16 protein-coding genes are annotated in these 18,026 nt (G+C 73.9%); 8 read left to right on the top strand and 8 right to left on the bottom strand.

Translation table 11 applies throughout. From position 1 onward, the window contains the following. Positions 1–420 precede the first annotated feature (420 nt). The 3 genes from ABTY59_RS13080 to ABTY59_RS13070 are packed head-to-tail and all read left to right on the top strand — an operon-like array spanning position 421 to position 5,173. The gene (locus ABTY59_RS13080) at positions 421–1,440 is read left to right on the top strand and encodes an AAA family ATPase (protein WP_352018994.1); all 1,020 of its coding nucleotides are present in this window, start codon (positions 421–423) and stop codon (positions 1,438–1,440) included. Beyond that, positions 1,440–2,795, top strand: coding sequence for a DUF58 domain-containing protein (locus tag ABTY59_RS13075; RefSeq protein ID WP_352018993.1), 1,356 nt, complete (start codon positions 1,440–1,442; stop codon positions 2,793–2,795). The genes ABTY59_RS13080 and ABTY59_RS13075 overlap by 1 nt, the downstream gene beginning before the upstream one ends. After that, positions 2,792–5,173 (top strand): transglutaminase TgpA family protein, encoded by a 2,382-nt coding sequence (locus tag ABTY59_RS13070; protein WP_352018992.1) that lies wholly within the window; start codon positions 2,792–2,794, stop codon positions 5,171–5,173. The genes ABTY59_RS13075 and ABTY59_RS13070 overlap by 4 nt, the downstream gene beginning before the upstream one ends. A 226-nt stretch (positions 5,174–5,399) precedes the next feature. Here ABTY59_RS13070 and ABTY59_RS13065 read toward each other — a convergent pair whose 3' ends face one another. From ABTY59_RS13065 to ABTY59_RS13055, 3 genes are all read right to left on the bottom strand, one after another. Continuing rightward, the gene (locus ABTY59_RS13065; RefSeq protein WP_351180624.1) at positions 5,400–5,789 is read right to left on the bottom strand and encodes an SCO2097 family morphological protein; all 390 of its coding nucleotides are present in this window, start codon (positions 5,787–5,789) and stop codon (positions 5,400–5,402) included. Between the two features lie 269 nt (positions 5,790–6,058). Then, positions 6,059–6,847 carry a class I SAM-dependent methyltransferase gene (locus ABTY59_RS13060; RefSeq protein WP_352018991.1) on the bottom strand — a complete coding sequence of 263 codons (789 nt, stop codon included), beginning with the start codon at positions 6,845–6,847 and terminating at the stop codon, positions 6,059–6,061. Positions 6,848–6,914: 67 nt separating this feature from the next. After that, complete coding sequence (locus ABTY59_RS13055; RefSeq protein WP_352018990.1) at positions 6,915–7,433, bottom strand: SAV_6107 family HEPN domain-containing protein; 519 nt, start codon at positions 7,431–7,433, stop codon at positions 6,915–6,917. Positions 7,434–7,595: 162 nt separating this feature from the next. Between ABTY59_RS13055 and ABTY59_RS13050 the strand changes: the two genes are divergently transcribed. From ABTY59_RS13050 to ABTY59_RS13030, 5 genes are all read left to right on the top strand, one after another. After that, on the top strand, positions 7,596–8,522 hold the full coding sequence (locus tag ABTY59_RS13050; RefSeq protein WP_352018989.1) for an ATP-binding cassette domain-containing protein: 927 nt from the start codon (positions 7,596–7,598) through the stop codon (positions 8,520–8,522). Then, entirely contained in the window at positions 8,494–10,593 is a 2,100-nt protein-coding gene (locus ABTY59_RS13045; RefSeq protein ID WP_352018988.1) for a YhgE/Pip family protein, read from the top strand. Before ABTY59_RS13050 ends, ABTY59_RS13045 begins: the two co-directional genes overlap by 29 nt. Positions 10,594–10,612: 19 nt before the next feature. Further along, positions 10,613–11,221 (top strand): TetR/AcrR family transcriptional regulator, encoded by a 609-nt coding sequence (locus ABTY59_RS13040; protein ID WP_352018987.1) that lies wholly within the window; start codon positions 10,613–10,615, stop codon positions 11,219–11,221. A 278-nt stretch (positions 11,222–11,499) separates the two neighbouring features. Further along, a complete protein-coding gene (locus tag ABTY59_RS13035; protein ID WP_352018986.1) occupies positions 11,500–12,147 on the top strand; it encodes a DUF4126 domain-containing protein in 648 nt (215 codons plus the stop codon). 54 nt (positions 12,148–12,201) lie between these two features. Then, a complete protein-coding gene (locus ABTY59_RS13030; protein ID WP_352018985.1) occupies positions 12,202–13,611 on the top strand; it encodes a phytoene desaturase family protein in 1,410 nt (469 codons plus the stop codon). A gap of 7 nt (positions 13,612–13,618) precedes the next feature. Here ABTY59_RS13030 and ABTY59_RS13025 read toward each other — a convergent pair whose 3' ends face one another. From ABTY59_RS13025 to ABTY59_RS13005, 5 genes are all read right to left on the bottom strand, one after another. Continuing rightward, positions 13,619–14,482 (bottom strand): hypothetical protein, encoded by an 864-nt coding sequence (locus tag ABTY59_RS13025; protein ID WP_352018984.1) that lies wholly within the window; start codon positions 14,480–14,482, stop codon positions 13,619–13,621. Positions 14,483–14,536: 54 nt separating this feature from the next. After that, positions 14,537–15,454 (bottom strand): methylenetetrahydrofolate reductase [NAD(P)H], encoded by a 918-nt coding sequence (gene metF / locus ABTY59_RS13020; protein WP_352018983.1) that lies wholly within the window; start codon positions 15,452–15,454, stop codon positions 14,537–14,539. Positions 15,455–15,550: 96 nt separating this feature from the next. Then, entirely contained in the window at positions 15,551–16,204 is a 654-nt protein-coding gene (thiE, locus tag ABTY59_RS13015) for a thiamine phosphate synthase (protein WP_352018982.1), read from the bottom strand. 114 nt (positions 16,205–16,318) lie between these two features. After that, on the bottom strand, positions 16,319–16,684 hold the full coding sequence (locus ABTY59_RS13010; RefSeq protein WP_352018981.1) for an Rv2175c family DNA-binding protein: 366 nt from the start codon (positions 16,682–16,684) through the stop codon (positions 16,319–16,321). Positions 16,685–16,727: 43 nt separating this feature from the next. Continuing rightward, positions 16,728–17,900, bottom strand: a complete 1,173-nt coding sequence (locus ABTY59_RS13005; protein WP_403540290.1) for an NAD(P)/FAD-dependent oxidoreductase — start codon at positions 17,898–17,900, stop codon at positions 16,728–16,730. Between the last annotated feature and the right edge of the window lie 126 nt (positions 17,901–18,026).

The following is an 18,026-nucleotide window of genomic DNA, read 5'->3' as shown; positions in this document are numbered from 1 at the left end:
TCAGATCCGGCGCGGAGGCACGTACCGCGGGAGGAGGCCGAGCCGTAGGTACCGCCGCACACACGGGGGAGAAACCGCGGAAATATCGCTCGTTGTCTCCGTGAACTCCGCGTCACTTTAGTCCACGGGACCCGCCGGTCAATCAACCGACTGGCGCGCCGCGTGACCCGGAGAGCGTCACCTGTGGTTCAGCTCACAACACGGCTCGTCGAGGTCCTTCGTCCCTCCTCGCGGTGGGCCGGAAAGAGGCGAGGCCCTTGCCGTCGGAACCGTGCCGGCGGGCCCGCTGCGCGAGATCGACCCGGCACAATCCGTCAAACCCAGGCATTTCCCCCGCACTTGTCCGCGCGCAAGTGACAGGCCCGGCCGTGGTGACAACAATGCTCGGACGACAGTTCCGAAAGGCCGAGGAGGGCCGGGGTGACGACCTATGACGATCGAGCGAGCCTCGCTGATCTGACCACCACTGTGGACCGCGTCCGCAGATCGGTGGAGAGTGTGATCGAGGGCAAGCCCGAGGTCGTACGGCTTTCGCTGACCGTGCTGCTCGCCGAGGGGCACCTCCTCATCGAGGATGTCCCCGGCGTCGGCAAGACCATGCTGGCCAAGACACTGGCCCGGTCCATCGACTGCTCGGTGCGCCGCATCCAGTTCACTCCCGACCTGCTGCCCTCGGACGTCACCGGCGTGTCGATCTTCGATCAGCAGCGCCGGGAGTTCGAGTTCAAGCCGGGCGCGATCTTCGCCCAGATCGTGATCGGCGACGAGATCAACCGCGCCTCGCCGAAGACCCAGTCCGCGCTCCTGGAGTCCATGGAGGAGCGCCAGGTCACGGTCGACGGCCAGACGTACGAGCTGCCCAGCCCGTTCATGGTCGTGGCCACCCAGAACCCGGTCGAGATGGAGGGCACCTACCCGCTGCCCGAGGCCCAGCGCGACCGCTTCATGGCCCGGGTCTCCATGGGCTACCCGAGCGCCGAGGCCGAGCTCCAGATGCTCGACGTGCACGGCGCGGTCTCCCCGCTGGACGACCTCCAGCCGGCCGCCCACGCCCACGACATCCTCAAGCTGATCGACGCGGTGCGCGGGGTCCACATCGCCGACGCCGTCCGGCGCTACGCCGTCGACATCGTCGCCGCCACCCGCACCCACCCCGACCTGCGGCTGGGCGCCTCCCCCCGGGCCACCCTGCACCTGGTGCGGGCCGCCAGGGCCTCGGCGGCGCTCAGCGGCCGCGAGTACGTCCTGCCCGACGACCTCCAGGCCCTCGCCGCCCCGGTCCTCGCCCACCGCCTGCTGCCGACGGCGCAGGCCCAGCTGAACCGCCGCACCGCCGAGCAGGTCGTCCAGGACATCCTGCAGCGCACCCCCGTCCCGGCCACGGCCCCGCCCGCCGGACCGCTCTACGGCCAGCAGCAGCCCGGCGCCCGGCGGCTGTGATGAGTGGCGCCGCCGTGCCGGACGGACAGCGGGGCGACGAGGACGACCGCGGCGGGCTGCGGGCCGCCTTCGGCGGGCTCACCACCCGCGGCCGCTCCTTCCTCGCCGCGGGGGTGGCGGCCGCCGCCTGCGCGTACGTCCTCGGCCAGGCCGACCTGCTGCGCGTCGGGCTGCTGCTCGCCGCGCTCCCGCTGATCTGCGTCCTCGTGCTGCACCGGACCCGCTACCGGGTCGCCGCCTCCCGCCGGCTCACCCCCCAGCGGGTGGAGACCGGCACCGAGGCACGGGTCCAGCTGCGGATGGAGAACGTCTCCAAGCTGCCCACCGGCCTCCTGATGCTCCAGGACCACGTGCCGTACATGCTGGGCCCCCGCCCCCGCTTCGTCCTCGACCGGGTCGAGGCCGGCGGTCGGCGCGAGGTGTCCTACCGGGTCCGCTCCGACCTGCGCGGCCGCTTCCCGCTGGGCCCCCTCCAGCTGCGGCTCAACGACCCCTTCGGGATGTGCGAGCTGACCCGCTCCTTCAGCGCGTACGACAACCTCACCGTCGTGCCCAGGACCGAGGCGCTCCCGCCGGTGAAGCTCTTCGGCGAGGCCTCGGGATACGGCGACGGGCAGTCGCGCTCCCTGGCGCTCGCCGGCGACGACGACGTCATCCCGCGCACCTACCGCCACGGCGACGACCTGCGCCGGGTCCACTGGCGCTCCACCGCCCGCTACGGCGAGCTGATGGTCCGTCGCGAGGAACTGCCCCAGCGGGCCCGCTGCACCGTCCTCCTCGACACCCGCCGGATCGCCTTCCAGGGCGGCGGCCCCGACTCCGCCTTCGAATGGGCGGTCTCCGGTGCCGCCTCCGCGCTCGTCCACATGCTGGAGCGCGGCTACGCGGTCCGGCTGCTCACCGACACCGGCAGCGCGATCCCCGGCGAGGGCGCCGAGGGCTTCGCCGGCTCGGCCCAGGACTCGGCCGAGGCGGCCGGTCTGATGATGGACACCCTCGCGGTCGTCGACCACTCCGAGGGCGCCGGGCTCTCCCGTGCCTCCGACGTCCTGCGCGGCGGCGGCGACGGACTGCTCGTCGCCTTCCTCGGCGACCTCGACGAGGAGCAGGCGGCCCTCACCGCACGGATGCGCGGCCGGAACGGCGCGGCGATCGCCTTCGTCCTGGACTCCGGCACCTGGCTCACCGGCGGCGCGGTCAGCGGAGCCGTCGAGGACCGCGTGCGACAGCTGCGCGAGGCCGGCTGGACGGCCCTCGCCGTCCCGCCCGGCGCCTCGCTCGCCGACCTGTGGCAGCAGGCGGCCGGACTCCGCACGGAGACCGCCGCCGCCGACACCTACGGAGGATGGTCATGAGCGGCCGCGCACGGCTGACGCTCGCTTCCTGGGGCGCCACCCTGATGGCCGCCGGGGCGCTGCTCCCGCTGGTGAAGCCGGCGACCTGGATCTTCACGGCCGCCTTCGTCCTCGCCCTGGTGAGCGGGGCGGGCACGCTGGCCCGGCGGGTGCCGCTGGCCCGGCCGCTGACGCTCCTCGCCCAGACCGTCACCGCGCTGCTCGCGCTGACCCTGTTCTTCGCCCGCGAGCAGGCCTTCCTGTGGCTCGTCCCTGGCCCCGAGGCGTTCACGCACGCCGTCGAGCTGTTCCGGGCGGGCGCCGAGGACGTCGGCCGGTACGCGATCCCCGCGCCCGACACCGCGGGCATCCGGCTCATGCTGGTCGGCGGCGTCGTCGCGATCGGGCTCCTGGTGGACGCCCTCGCGGTCACCTTCCGCAAGGCCGCCCCGGCCGGCCTGCCGCTGCTCGCCCTGTACTCGGTGGCCGCCGGACTCTCCGGGGGCGGAGCGGGCTGGCTCTGGTTCCTCCTCGCGGCCTCCGGCTATCTGCTGCTGCTCCTCGCCGAGGGCCGTGACCGGCTCGCCCAGTGGGGGCGGGTCTTCGGCGGTGCCCAGCGCTCCGGCCGGCCCGGGTCCACCGTCGCGGGCGGCGGCCCCGCCTTCGCGCCCGCCCGCACCGGCCGCCGGATCGGCGCCGTCGCCATGGGCGTCGCGCTCGTGGTGCCGTTCGCGCTGCCGGGCTTCTCCGGCGGGCTCTTCGGCGGGAACGGCGAGGGCGGCGGGGGCGCGGGCAAGGGCGGCACGATCTCCGCCGTGAACCCGCTGGTCTCCCTCCAGAACAACCTGCGCCAGCCGGAGGACCGGGAGGTCCTGCGCTACCGGACCAACGCCCGCGGCACCGACATGTACCTGCGGCTCGTCGCGCTCGACCAGTTCGACGGCACCTCGTGGAAGTCCTCGGTCCGCCCGATCGAGGACGTGCCCAAGCAGCTGCCCTGGCCGGACGGCCTCTCCCAGAGCGTCCAGATCACCGAGGTGACCAGCAACTTCGTCGCCTCCGAGGCGTACGAGCAGAAGTGGCTGCCCATGCCGTACCCGGCCGGCCGGGTCGACATCGACGGACGCTGGCGGTACGAGCCGGCGGGCCGGATGCTCGTCGGCGACGACAAGCAGACCACCAAGGGCGCCCGCTACACGGTCGCCAGTCTGGACGTGCGGCCCACGGCCGAGCAGCTGGCCGGCGCCGGACCCGCCCCGGAGAAGCTGCGCCGCGAGTACACCAAGGTGCCCCCGTCGCTGCCGGCCGACGTACGGGCCACGGCCCTGAGCGTCACCAAGGGCGCGGGGAGCGACTACGAGCGTGCGGTGAAGCTCCAGGACTGGTTCGCCCGGGACGGCGGCTTCCGCTACGACGTCGAGGTCGAGTCCGGCACCGGCGTGCAGGCGATCTCCCGCTTCCTGAAGGACAAGGAGGGCTTCTGCGTCCACTTCTCCTTCTCCATGGCGGCGATGGCCCGCTCCCTCGGCATCCCCGCCCGGGTGGCCGTGGGCTTCATGCCCGGCAAGACGCAGACCGACGGATCGGTCTCCGTCGGCATCCGGGACGCGCACGCCTGGCCCGAGCTGTACTTCGAGGGCGCCGGGTGGACGCGGTTCGAGCCGACCCCCTCGCGGGGCTCCATCCCCTCGTACGCCGAGGACACCACCCCCTCGGGCACGGCCACCGGGCCCGCGCAGCCGCAGCAGAGCGCCTCGGCGCAGCCCGCTCCCGTGCCCAGCGCCTCGGAGAGCTGCACCCCGCAGATGAAGAAGCTCGGCGACTGCGGCCCGGACGCCGCGGTGGCCGGTGCCTCGTCCGACGGCTCGGGCCCCGACCTGGGGACGGTGCTCCTGGTGGCGCTCGCGGTGCTGCTCGTCGTCGCCCTGCCCCTCCTGCCGCTGCTCTGGCGGACACGGGTACGGGCCGCGCGGCTCGGCTCGGGCGCCGGCGCGCTCGCGGTCTGGCAGGAGATCAACGACACGGCCTGGGACCACGGGGTCGAGCCGGACGAGTCGCTCACGCCGAGGAGGTCGGCGGCGCGGATCATCCGCCTGGGCGAGCTGGGCGGCGATGCCGCCGACGCGGTGCACCGGGTGGCGCGGGCGGTGGAGGAGGTGCTGTACGCGCCCCGGCCGCAGCCGGCCACGGGGCTGGCCGAGGAGGCGGGGCGGGTCCGTGCCGGGTTCCACGCGGCCGCCGACCGGCGCACCCGTCTCCGCGCGCTCCTGGCACCACGCTCGGCGGCGCGGCTCCGCTGGACGTGGTCGGCCCGCTGGTCGTCGACGACGACGGCCTGGTCGGACCGCCGCCGGGCGCTGACGGCGCGTCTCCGCCGTCCTGCGGGAGAGGCGGGCTGACGCCCCCCGCTCCCGTTGCGGGCCGTCGTCCCCGCCCCCGTGGTGGCCACCCCGTTCCTCCCCCCGGGCGAGCGGGGTGGGCACGGCGGGGCGGGGCACCGCCCCGCCGCTGCACGGGCGCGCCGCCCACCCGGCCGCGTCAGGGACGCCGCGAGCCCCGCAGGGCCGACGTGGGCGCTGCGGGGCTCGTAGGTTTCGGGGGCGCGGGGCTACCGCTCAGGGGCCGTCAGTGGCCGCCACCCTGCTGCTCGTCGCGGCGGCGCTGCCACCGCGCTTCGATCCGGTCCATCATGGAGCGTCGCTGCCGAGCAGGGCGGCCCGCGGCCGCCCGCTGTTCACCCGGCTTCGGCGCCTTGCGCCATCCGGTGACCGCCAGGACCGCGCAGCCCAGCATGACGAGGAACCCCACCACGCTGATCCAGATCTGCTGTGCGACCATTCCGGCCATGAGGAGCGCGATACCCACCAGGAAGCCGGCGACTGCCTGGTAAACCCGTCGCCGGGTGTACGTACGCAGTCCGCTTCCCTCGAGCGCTGTCGCGAACTTGGGATCTTCGGCGTACAGCGCTCGCTCCATCTGCTCGAGCATTCGCTGCTCGTGCTCCGAGAGCGGCACGGAGTCCTCCTAGTCGTCGGTCGCGGGGGCGACCGGTTTGCGGCCCTTTCAGGATAGGCAGGGATTCGCCCCCGTGAAACCCGCCTCAATGCCGATAGCCAATCCGGGCCGCCATGCGGATCGGTTGCTGAGGCGTTGATTCCCCAGCCCTCTCTCCGTCATGCCGGATGGTGTCCCCCGATCATACGGGGCGGAGCCCCGGATCGGGCGGGCTGTGGCGTACTCGATGGGCGCCCCGGCTCGTACCGCCGGACGGACGGTCGTCCTGCTCAGGCCCGCTTCTCGCCGAGAACGTGCAGCTGGGTGGCGATGGCGTGGAAGGACGAGAGCTCGGCGGCGGCGGCCTCCAGCTTCAGCAGGGCCTCGGCGGCGCCGGGCTCGGTGTCGACGAGGACGCCGGGGACCAGGTCGGCGAAGACCCGCACTCCGTGCACCGAGCCGACCGCGAGTCCGGCCCCGTCGGCCAGCTCGGTGAGCTGCTCGGCGGTGAAGCGCCGGGGCACGGGGTCGCCGGCGCCCCAGCGGCCGGCCGGGTCGTCGAGGGCGTGCCGGGCCTCGGTGAAGTGACCGGCGAGCGCGCGGGCCAGGACGGCGCCGCCGACCCCGGCGGCGAGCACGCTGAGGCTGCCGCCGGCGCGGAGGGCCGCGGCGGCGTTCCGCACGCCTTCGGCGGGGTCGTCGACGTACTCCAGGACGCCGTGGCAGAGCACGGTGTCGTACTCCTCGCGTCCGACGACCTCGAAGAGGCCGCGGATGTCGCCCTGGACACCGGTGACGAGCTCGGCGACGCCGGCCTCGGCGGCCCGGCGCTCCAGCGCGAAGAGCGCGTTGGGGCTGGGGTCGACGACGGTGACCCGGTGGCCGAGGCGGGCCACCGGCACCGCGAAGTTGCCGGAGCCGCCGCCCGTGTCGAGGACGTCGAGGCTGTCCTTCCCGGTGGCCTCGACCCGGCGGTCCAGGGCGTCTTTGAGGACGTCCCAGACGACGGCGGTACGCAGGGAGGCGCGCGACGGGCGCGACGACGCCTCGCGGCCGAAGACAGGGGAAGGGTCCGGCACGGCTGTTGACTCCTCGGTGACGGGTACGGACGCTCCCCACCCTATGGCCTCGCCCCCTCCTTTCGGATCATCCTCCGGACTCGTCGGCCCCGGGCTGCCGGGGCAGCGCCGGCGGGAGCGCGAGCAGCCTCTCGACCAGGCGCAGGAAGTGCGCGGCGTCCCTGAGCAGGTCGTCGGCCTCGCGCCGGGTGGCGGCGCCGCTGATGCCGGCTTCGGCGCGGGCCCTGCGGGCGGCGCCGGCGGCGAAGAGGGCGCTCCACTCGGTCAGCTCGGGGGCGAGGTCGGGGAGGAGCTCCCAGGCGCTCCTTATCCGCTGCCGGTGCCGGGGCCGCGGGTCGGGCCTGCCCCGGGCGGCGAGCACGGCGGCCGCGGCGCGCAGGGCGGCGAGGTGGGCGGTGGCGTACCGCTCGTGGGGGCGGTCGAGGACGGCGGCCTCGGCGAGTCCGGCGCGGGACTTGGCGAGCAGGTCGAGGGCGGCGGGCGGGGCCGCGGAGCGGCGCGGGACGGGGTGGATGTCGGTCCCGGGTCCGGTCTCCCCGGGGGTGGGACGGCGGCGGGGCGTGGCTGCTGCGGGTGGGCCGGCCATGACGAGCCTCCTGTCGTCGCGTGACGGCGCTGTGGCCGTATGTGTTCATCGTGCCGCGCCCCACTGACAATCGCGCTGACCTGGGGTTTTGCTGGAAAGCCAACCCCTTGGTAACTTTTGAACTGACTGGTCAGTTCAAAAAGGGGAATGGGGGGTGAGTCCGTGGGCGCGGAAACCGAGGAGCAGCCGCACGGCGCCACCGTCGTCGCGGACGGCTTCGGACTGAAGGGCCCGCGCGGCTGGGCCTTCCGGGAGGTCTCCTTCCGGGCCGGGCCCGGCGCACTGGTGGCCATCGAGGGCCCTTCGGGCTCGGGCCGCACCTGTCTGCTGCTCGCGCTCACCGGCCGGATGAAGGCCAAGGAGGGCCACGCCGAGGTCGGCGGGCTCCACCTGCCCCGCAAGATGGCCGCCGTGCGCCGGATCAGCGCCCTCGGCCAGGTCCCCGGCGTCAGCGAGCTCGACCCGGCCTTCACGGTCGCCGAGCACCTGCGCGAGCGGGCCCTGCTCCAGCGCCGCTTCGACGGCTCCGTGCGGACGCTCCTGCGGCGCCCCGCCGAGCGCGCGGCCACCGCGCGGGCCCGGATCGAGGAGGCCGTCGCGGCGGCGGGCCTCGACCTCGACGCCCTGCCGAAGGGCGAGCGGACCTCCGTACGGGACCTGGAGCGCCTGGAGGCGCTGCGGCTCTCGATCGCCCTCGCCCTGATCGGCCGCCCGCGGCTGCTCGCCGTGGACGACACGGACCTGAAGCTCTCGGACGCCGACCGCGCCGGGGCCTGGGCGCTGCTGCGCTCCCTGGCCGCCTCCGGGACGACGGTCCTCGCCGTCTGCAGCGAGGCCCCCGAGGACGCCCTGCGCGTCACGACGGTCTCCGGCGGGAGCACGGCGGACGACACCGACGCCGTCGAATCCGACGCCGACACGGACACCGACACCGACGCCGACGCCGACACCGACACCGACACCGACACCGACGGCACCACCGAAGCCGACGCGGCCGAAGTCGGCGACACCGCCGTCACCACCGAAACCACCGACGCCACGACCGAGGAGGGGGCGGCCGATGCGCTCGCCGAAACTGGCCGCGCTTGAGCTGAAGCGCTTCGGCAGGGGAAAGCTGCCGCGCGCCGCGCTCGTCGCGATCCTGCTGCTGCCCCTGCTGTACGGCGCCCTGTACCTGTACTCGTTCTGGGACCCGTACAGCAGGCTCGACAAGATCCCCGTCGCCCTCGTCAACGAGGACCGGGGCGCCACCGCCGGCGGCAAGCAGATCAACGCCGGTGACGACATCACCGAGGGGCTCCTGGAGAGCGACACCTTCGAGTGGCACCGGGTGAGCGACGCCGAGGCACGCGCGGGCGTGGAGGACGGGACGTACTACCTGTCCCTGACCATGCCGGGCGACTTCAGCACCCGCATCGCCTCCAGCTCCGGCGACTCCCCGGAGACCGGCGCGCTCCGGGTGCGGACGAACGACGCCAACAACTACATCGTCGGCCAGATCTCCCGCACGGTCTTCTCCGAGGTGCGCACCGCGGCCTCCACGAAGTCCTCGCGCACCTTCCTCGACAAGATCTTCATCTCCTTCTCCGACATCCACGACGCCACCGCGAAGGCCGCCAAGGGCGCGGCCGACCTGAAGCAGGGCGTGGACAAGGCGAAGAAGGGTTCCAAGAGCCTCTCGGACGGCCTCACGGACGCCAAGGCCGGCAGCGGTGACCTGGCCGCCGGCCTCAAGAAGCTCGACAAGGGCGCCAAGGACCTGGAGAACGGCTCCCGCAAGGTCGCGAACGGCACCCGGACCCTCGCCGACAAGGTGAACGGCACCGCGGACAAGGTCCGGCCGTACCTGGCGAACAACGGCAAGTCGATCCGCGACACCGCCCGGCTCGTCTCCGACTCGGCCACGGCCGTCCGCCACAACCTGGACGACCTGGTGGAGAACGCGCCCAAGGTCCGCACCGCCGCGCACAAGGCCGACGACGGTCTCGCCCGGCTCCACCGCGAGATCTGCGTGGACGCGCCGCCCACCCTTCCCCCGCTCGACCCGCGGGTCTGCCCGAAGCTCAAGGAGGCCACGGTCACCGCGGGCGACGTGGCGACGATCGCCGACGACGTGCACGAGCTGACCAAGGGCCAGACCGACGACCTGAAGACGCTGGACGCGCGCCTGGCCAAGCTCGTGAAGCAGGCCGACGAGCTGGCCGTCCGCGCCCCGCACCTCGACGAGGACGTCGAGGGCGCCATCAGGAAGATCAACGAGCTCGACGCGGGCGCGCAGAAGGTGGCGAGCGGCGCGGACCGGCTGCACACCGGCATCACCCAGGCGAAGTCCGGCTCGGTCAGCCTCGACACGGGTGTCGGGAAGCTCAAGAAGGGCGCGGGCGACCTGGACGGCGGCCTGTTCAGGCTGGCCGACGGCTCGGGCACCCTCGCCACCGGTCTGAAGGACGGGGTCGACCAGATCCCCGACTACGACGCCCAGGACCGCGACCGGCGCACGGAGGTCATGGCCGACCCGGTGAAGCTGGCCTCCCAGTCCCTGCACAAGGCCCCGAACTACGGCACCGGCTTCGCCCCGTACTTCATCCCGCTCTCCCTCTGGGTCGGCGCGATGGTCGCGTACATGATCATCCAGCCGTTGAACCGGCGTGCCCTCGCGGCGGGCGGTTCCGCCTGGCGGATCGCGCTGGCGGGCTGGCTCCCGGTGGCGGCGATCGGCGTCCTCCAGGTCGCGGCCCTGATGTCGGTGCTGCACTGGGGCCTCGGCCTCCAGATGGCCCGCGCCGCCGGCACCATCGGCTTCCTCGCCCTGGTCACCTGCTGCTTCGCCGCGATCATCCAGTGGCTCAACGCCCGCTTCGGCGCGGCGGGCCGGATCCTGGTGCTCGCGTTCCTGATGCTCCAGCTGACCTCGGCGGGCGGCACCTACCCCGTCCAGACCAGCCCGGCCTTCTTCAACGCCGTCCACCCCTTCCTGCCGATGAGCTACGTGGTCGAGGCGCTGCGCCGGCTGATCACGGGCGGCGGGACCGGACCGGTCTGGCAGGCCTGCGCGGTCCTGGCGGCGTTCACCGTCGGCGCCCTGGCCCTGACCGCCGTCTCGGCCCGCAAGAAGCAGGTGTGGACGCTCGACCGGCTCCACCCCGAACTGTCCCTCTGAACCTGTGAGAATCGACGCCATGGACAGCAGCAGCACCCGACGCCAGGCCACCCGCACGAAGCTCTACGAGGCGGCCGTCACCCTCATCGCGGAGCAGGGCTTCTCCGCGACGACGGTGGACGAGATCGCCGAGCGGGCCGGCGTGGCCAAGGGCACGGTCTACTACAACTTCAAGAGCAAGACCGAGCTCTTCGAGGAGCTGCTGCGCCACGGCGTGGCGCTGCTCACCGCCTCCCTCCGGTCGGCGGCCGAGGAGACCGCCGACCGCGGCGGAAGCCGGATAGACGCACTGGACGCGATGATCCGGGCGGGCCTCGTCTTCATCGACCGCTACCCGGCCTTCACGCAGCTGTACGTGGCCGAGCTCTGGCGCACCAACCGGGCCTGGAACTCCACGCTCCTGGTGGTGCGTCAGGAGGCCGTGGCGGTGGTCGAGGGGGTCCTGCGGGAGGGCGTCGCGGCGGGCGAGCTGAGCGAGGAGATCGACGTCCAGCTGACTGCGGCGGCGCTGGTCGGGATGGTGCTGGTGGCGGCGCTCGACTGGCAGGCCTTCCAGAGCGAGCGCTCGCTGGACGACGTGCACGCGGCGCTCTCCCGCCTGCTGCACGGCCGCGTCGGCGGCCGCTGACCCCACGGAGAGGCCCGTGCCCCGGCTGCCGGGGCACGGCATGCGAAGAGCCGGTGCGGTGAGGCTCGATCCCCCCGAGCCTCGCCGCACCGGCGTCTTTCCTCGTACCCCCGTGCCGGCAGGTGCGCGGCCCCGTTCCGCAGCCCCGTGCCGGCGGTACCGGAGCCGCGCCCCTTCCGTGACTCCACTCTCTCCTCCGGGCACGTCCGGCCCCATCCGCGCACCTACTCATCTCGACCCCTAGGTACGGATACTCAGTCCTGGCTACGATCGCGGGCGTGTCCGTACTCCCCCTCGTGTTCACCAGCGGCTGGGCGAGCGGGATCAACGCGTACGCGGTGGTCCTGCTGTTCGGCGTCTTCGGCGCGACCGGGCTCACCGACGAGGTGCCCGAGTCCCTGCAGCGCACCGACGTCCTCGTCGTGGCGGGCGTGCTGTTCCTGTGCGAGGCGGTGGCGGACAAGATTCCGTACGTCGACTCGATATGGGACTCCGTCCACACCGTGATCCGGCCGGTCGCGGGGGCCGTGGTCGGCGCCCTGCTGGCCGGGCAGAACGGCTCGCTGCCCGAGCTCGCGGCGGGCGCGGTCGGCGGTTCGACGGCCTTGCTCAGCCACTTCGTCAAGGCCGGGACGAGGATGGCGGTCAACACCTCGCCGGAACCGTTCTCGAACATCGCGCTGAGCCTCGCGGAGGACCTCGGGGTCGCGGCGATCGTCACCTTCGCCGTCTTCCATCCGGTGGCGGCGTCGGTCGTCGCGGGCGTCCTGCTCCTGGCGGGCCTGGCGATACTGGTCTTCCTGGCCAAGCAGATCCGCCGCGGCTGGCGCCGCTGGTCCCAGCGGCGGGAGGAGAGACGGCTCGCCGCGCTCGGGGCGCGCCCCCGCGCCCAGGCCCCGCCGGACGACGGCTCGGACCACTTCTGACCCTGCCCGGCCTGCCCTCCGCCGGTGTCGGAGGCGCCGGATAGGCTCGCCGGCATGGCACGGATTGTGGTGATCGGCGCGGGACTCGGCGCCATGGCGGCGGCGGCCCGGCTGGCGGTCGCCGGGCACACGGTGACGGTGTACGAGCGGACGTCGACGTACGGCGGGGCGGTCGGCCGCTTCGAGCGGGACGGCTTCGCCTTCGACACCGGACCGGGGCTGCTGCACCTGCCCGCCGTCTACCGGGACCTGTTCGTGAAGACGGGCAAGGAGCCCCTGGAGGAGTGCGTCGCGCTGACGCAGGTCGATCCGGCGGCCCGTCACGTCTTCGCCGACGGCGTCCGCGTCGACCTGCCGAACGCCTCGCGGGCCGGCACGGTCGCCGCCCTGGACGCGGCGCTCGGCGCGGGCGCGGGCGAGCGCTGGGGCGAGTTCCTGACCCGGGCCCGCGAGGCCTGGGACCGGACGCGGCGCCCGCTCCTGGAGGAGCCGCAGCCGGCCGACCCGGCGCCGCTGGCCCGTGAGCCGTACCCGGCGCTCAAGGCGGGCCTGCTGCGCCGCCCGACGACGACGCTCGCCCAGGTGGGGGCGCGGGAGCTGCGCGACGAGCGGCTCGCGGCCCTCCTCGACGCGTACGCGTGGTCGTACGGCTTCGACCCGGCGACCGCCCCCGCCTCGGCCGCCGTCCTGCCGTACATGGAGCAGACCTTCGGCAGCTGGTACGTGGGCGGGGGCCTGCGGGCGCTCGCGGACGCGGTGTACGAGCGCTGCCGGAAGCGGCGCGTGGAGTTCGTGTTCGACGCGCCGGTCGAGGACGTCCTGGAGAAGGACGGCCGGGCGGCCGGTGTCCTGCTGGCCGGCGGGGCGACCGCGGAGGCCGACCACGTGGTGTCCGGGGCCCCGGTGCCCGCGCTCCCCCTCGGCCGGGACGTGCCGCGCCACCAGGCGACCGGCACGGGCCGGGTGACGGTCTGTCTGGCGCTGCGCGGCGCCCGGGAGGCGGACGCGGTCCACCGGACCGTGGTGCACGCGGAGGGCGGGCGGCCCACGGCGACCGTGCTGCGGCCGGACGACCCGGCGCTGCGCCCGGACGGGGACCACGAGTCGGTGACGGTCACGGCGACCGTCCGCACCTCACCGGAGCCGGACGCGGAGTCCTTCGCCGACCGGATGGTCGAGGCGGCGGGGCGCGCGGTCCCCGGGCTCGCGGAGCGCGTGCTGTGGCGGCACGTCCGCACCCCGGAGGACGTCCGGCGGGACACGGGCGCCGCCGAGGTGCCGGGCCCTGCGCTCGCGGGGGCCGGCGGACTGCTCCTGCCGGCCGCCAACCGCTCCCCGCTGCCGGGCCTGTACCTCGCGGGCGGCTGGTCGCACCCGGGCGGCGGGCTCGCGCACGCGGGCATGTCGGGCGCACTGGTCGCCGGACTCATCGTGGAGGGCGCGGACTTCCGCGGCTCCCGGTAGTCGCGGTCTAGTAGCGGTACTGGTCGTCCGGGTGCGGCTGTTCGTAGCCGTACGGAGCCTGCTGCGGGGCCTGCTCGGTGTCGCGCTGCTGCGGGACCCAGACGCCGCCGGGCGGGGTGTCGTAGGTGTACGAGGGGGCGTACGGGTCGCCGTAGTAGGAGCCGTACTGCTGGCCGTCGGTGCCCGGCCCGATGTACGGGTCGGAGTACGCGGCGTACTGCTGCTGCCCGGCTCCGGTGCCGTAGTCGTAGGCCGGCTGCTGCTGGTAGCCGGACTGCTCGTAGGCCGGCTGCTCGTACCCGGGCTGCTCGTAGGCCGGCTGCTCGTACCCGGGCTGCTGGTACGCGGAGGCATAGGGGTCGTACCCCGTGTCGTACCCGGCTCCGGCGCTCTGGCCGCCGGTGTCGTAGACGCCGTACTGGCCGGTGTCCTCGGGCATCGGCTGGGGCTCGTAGACCGCGGTCGTCTCGGCGGCGGCCTCCGGGGGCCCGTCGTGACCGGTCCCGTCCTCGGTGCCGTACCCGCCGCCGACCGTGTCGTACGAGAGCTCGGTGACCTCCAGGGTCGGTCCGGTCTCGGCCGGCGGGGAGGCCTTGCGGCGGCGGCTGGCGCCGGGGTTGCCGCCGATCGCCCAGCCGGTGGAGAAGCCGCGGCGGAAGGAGAGCGTCACATAGGTCTGGCCGACGGCGAAGGCGACGGCTCCGGCGACGATGACGAGGACCGAGGGCAGCAGGACGCCCAGGACGACGCCGAGGAAGCCGCCGAAGGCGAGCAGGCGCCAGCGCAGCCGTGCCTTGTACTGGAGGAGCACCTCCCCCAGCAGCCACAGCGCGACCACGCCGAACGCGATGTAGAGGACCGTCCACCCCATGCCCCGCCGCCCCTCTCCACGGTCACCGCCGCGGGTCGGGGCGGGTACGACCGGTCACGACTGCTGGTGCAGTCCGAGATTCTCGTAGATCTCGAGCGTCGCGGTGGAGCTGTTGAGCGTGATGAAGTGCAGTCCGGGGACACCCTCGGAGAGCAGACGCGCGCAGAACTCCGTCGCGAACTCGATACCGATGGAGCGTACAGCGGCGGGATCGTCCTTGACGGCGAGGATGCGCTCTTTCACATCCGCCGGGAAGGCGGCGTTGCTCAGCTGGGGCAGCCGGTCGAGCGTCTTCACGTTCACGACGGGCATGACCTCGGGGATGATCGGGGTCTCGCAGCCCGCCTTCTGCACGCTGTCGCGGAGCCGCAGGTAGTTCTCCGGGTCGAAGAACATCTGGGTGATCGCGTAGTCGGCGCCCGCGCGGCACTTGTCCACGAAGTGCCGGATGTCCGTGTCCCAGTCGGTGGAGCGGGGGTGCATCTCCGGGAAGGCGGCGACGCCGACGCAGAAGTCTCCCGACTCCTTGATCAGCCGGACGAGGTCGGCGGCGTACGTCACGCCTTCCGGGTGCTCGATCCACTCGCCCAGCGGGTCGCCCGCCGGGTCGCCGCGCAGCGCGAGCATGTTGCGGATGCCGGCGTCGGCGTACTGGCCGAGGACGTTGCGCAGCTCGGCGACCGAGTGGTCGACGGCCGTCAGGTGGGCGACCGGGGTGAGCGTGGTGTCGGAGGCGATCTTCTGGGTGGCCTTGACGGTGCCGCCGCGGGTGGAGCCGCCGGCGCCGTAGGTCACGGAGACGAAGCTGGGGCCGACCGCCTCGACGCGGCGCATGGCGTTCCAGAGGACCTGCTCGCCCTTCTCGGTCCGGGGCGCGTAGAACTCGAAGGAGTACGACGTGTCACCGGCAGCGAGGATCTCGCGCACCGTGCGTGCACGGTCCGAGCGGACGGAAGCGGTACCAAGGGCCATACCGGCAGGTTAGACGCGGTCCGGGGAGCCGCGTAGACGGCGTCCGAGTGGTGGACACCTTTTCGGACAGCCGTGCCGGCGCCCCGGGCAGCGGCCTCAGGCCCCGGCGCGCTCGCGGACCCGCTTGGCCAGGGCGGCCGTCGCGGCGGCCGGGTCCGCGGCCTCGGTGATGGCGCGGACGACGACGATCCGCCGGGCGCCGGCGTCCAGGACCTGGTCGAGGTTGGTCTCGTCGATGCCCCCGATGGCGAACCACGGCCGGTCCTGGTTCAGGCCCGCCGCGTACCGCACGAGGTCGAGCCCCGGGGCGTACCGTCCGGGCTTGGTGGGGGTCGGCCAGCAGGGGCCGGTGCAGAAGTAGTCGACGCCCGGCTCTGCGGCGGCCGCGGCGGCCTCGGCCTCGGCGTGGCAGGAGCGGCCGATCAGCACCTCGTCGCCGAGGATCGCGCGGGCGGCGGGCACGGGCAGGTCGCCCTGGCCCAGGTGGAGGACGTCGGAGCCGATGGCGTGGGTGACGTCGGCCCGGTCGTTCACCGCGAGGAGCCTGCCGTGCCGGCGGGCGGCCTCGGCGAAGACCGCGAGGTGCTCCAGCTCCTCACCGGCCTCCATGCCCTTGTCGCGGAGCTGCACGATGTCCACGCCGGAGGAGAGCACGGCGTCGAGGAACTCCGGCAGGTCGCCCTGGCGCTTCCGGGCGTCGGTGCACAGGTAGAGCCGGGCGTCGGCGAGCCGCTCACGAGGCGTGGACATGGTGGGTTCCCCCCGTTCGTGCGCCGGTGGCGCGGCGCCCGGCCCGTGGGGGGCGGGCGCCGCGACACCCGCGGGTGGTGTCTTCGGTGCGGTGTGCGCGTCAGCGCGCGGGCGTCAGAGGGCGAGCGCCTGGGCGCGGCGCTTCACCTCCGTGCCACGATTCTCGTTGAGCGCCTGCGCGGGCGTGCCCGGCAGGCTCTCGTCCGGAGTGAAGAGCCACTCCAGCATCTCCTCGTTGGTGAAGCCGTCGTCCCGCAGCACCGTCAGGAGTCCGACGAGGCCCTTGACGATCCTGTCGCCCTGGATGAAGGCGGCGGGGATCTGCAGGGCGTTGTTCTCGCCGCGGCGCACGGCGATGAGCTGACCTTCCTTGATCAGCTGCCGCACGCGCACCACGTCGATATCGAGCATCTCCGCGATGTCGGGCACGTAGAGCCAGGCGGGGACGAGCGCATCGATCTTTACGTCAATCTCGGTCACGGGACAAGCCTGCCATCCCGGACTGACAGCCGGTAGTCGGGCCCTACCGGACTGCCGCCTTCAGGGGGACGGACGGGTCGGCGGCGCGCTCCGGGTCGACGGGGACGGCGGCCTCGATGAGCTTGCGGCCCTGGGCCAGGTCGCGGGGGCGGCCGACCGCGAGGAGCGCCACCGGCACCCCGGCGCGCAGCCAGAGCACGGACCAGGCCTCGTCGGCCGGGTCGCCGCGCCACAGGAGCGCGTCGGCGGCCGCGTGGTGTCCCGCGTACTGGACGAAGCGGCCGAACTGCTCCGACCAGAAGTACGGCACGGGGTCGTAGGGCGCGTCGGCGGCCCCGGTGATCGCCGCGGCGACCGCGCGGGGGCCCTGGAGCGCGTTGTCCCAGTGGTGGACGAGGAGGCGCTCCCCGTAGCGGGCGGAGGGGAAGGAGGCGCAGTCGCCGACGGCGTACACGTCGGGCAGGGAGGTGCGCAGCCGGTCATCGGCGGTGACGGCGCCGCTCGGGTCGAGGGCGATGCCGGAGCCGTCGAGCCAGCGCGTGGCGGGGCGGGCGCCGATGCCGACGACGACGGCGTCGGCGGCCAGTTCGCGGCCGTCGGCGAGGACGACGCGGCCGGGCGCGCCGGCTTCGACGGTGTGCACGCGCGCGTGGGTGAGGAGTTCGGCGCCGTTCGCCCCGTACCACTCGGCCATGGGGGCGGTGACCTCGGCGGGCAGGGCGGCGGCGAGGGGGCGGTCGGCGGCCTCGACGACGGTGACGGCGCAGCCCGCCTCGCGCGCGGCGGTGGCGAACTCGGCGCCGATCCAGCCGGCGCCGACGACCACGACGGAGTGACGGCGTTCCAGGACGGGCCCGAGGCGCACGGCGTCGTCGAGGGTGCGCAGCAGATGGACCCCGGGGACGCCCTCGGTGCCGGGCAGGGTGACGGGGTGGGCTCCGGTGGCGACGACCAGGACGTCGTACGCGACGGGTCCCGCCTCCGTGTCGATCTCGTGGTCGGCGGCGCGCAGCCCGGTGACGTCGAGGCCGAGGCGGAGCTCGATGCCGAGGTCCTCGAAGTCGATCTCGAAGGCGGAGTCCTCGGCCTTGCCGAGCAGGATCGCCTTGGAGAGCGGCGGCCGGTCGTAGGGCTGGTGGGGTTCGGCCCCGATGAGGGTCACGGGGCCGTCGAAGCCCTGCTCGCGCAGGGCGACGGCGGTCTGGACGCCCGCCATTCCGGCGCCGACGATCACGACGTGCTGCTGGGCCTGCTTCTGCTCGCTCACCCGACCACCTTACGCATCTGACGAACCGTCAGGAAGGGTGGGGTCTGTGGCCCCCCGCGGACGCGGGCTAGTCTG

The sequence above is a fragment of the Streptomyces sp. NPDC096079 genome (assembly GCF_040303145.1).
Classification (GTDB): Bacteria; Actinomycetota; Actinomycetes; order Streptomycetales; family Streptomycetaceae; genus Streptomyces.
Note: the sequence above shows the minus strand (reverse complement) of the source record. Positions and strands in the feature narration are given on the sequence as shown.

Bases quoted from the DNA above. Each gene is read 5' to 3' on its own strand.
- ABTY59_RS13070 (WP_352018992.1), top strand. From the start codon at position 2,792: ATGAGCGGCCGCGCACGGCTGACGCTCGCTTCCTGGGGCGCCACCCTG.
- ABTY59_RS13055 (WP_352018990.1), bottom strand. From the start codon at position 7,433: ATGGCCGGCCCACCCGCAGCAGCCACGCCCCGCCGCCGTCCCACCCCC.
- thiE (WP_352018982.1), bottom strand. From the start codon at position 16,204: ATGTCCACGCCTCGTGAGCGGCTCGCCGACGCCCGGCTCTACCTGTGC.
- metF (WP_352018983.1), bottom strand. From the start codon at position 15,454: ATGGCCCTTGGTACCGCTTCCGTCCGCTCGGACCGTGCACGCACGGTG.
- ABTY59_RS13030 (WP_352018985.1), top strand. From the start codon at position 12,202: ATGGCACGGATTGTGGTGATCGGCGCGGGACTCGGCGCCATGGCGGCG.
- ABTY59_RS13075 (WP_352018993.1), top strand. From the start codon at position 1,440: ATGAGTGGCGCCGCCGTGCCGGACGGACAGCGGGGCGACGAGGACGAC.
- ABTY59_RS13025 (WP_352018984.1), bottom strand. From the start codon at position 14,482: ATGGGGTGGACGGTCCTCTACATCGCGTTCGGCGTGGTCGCGCTGTGG.
- ABTY59_RS13045 (WP_352018988.1), top strand. From the start codon at position 8,494: ATGCGCTCGCCGAAACTGGCCGCGCTTGAGCTGAAGCGCTTCGGCAGG.
- ABTY59_RS13005 (WP_403540290.1), bottom strand. From the start codon at position 17,900: ATGGCGGGCGTCCAGACCGCCGTCGCCCTGCGCGAGCAGGGCTTCGAC.
- ABTY59_RS13040 (WP_352018987.1), top strand. From the start codon at position 10,613: ATGGACAGCAGCAGCACCCGACGCCAGGCCACCCGCACGAAGCTCTAC.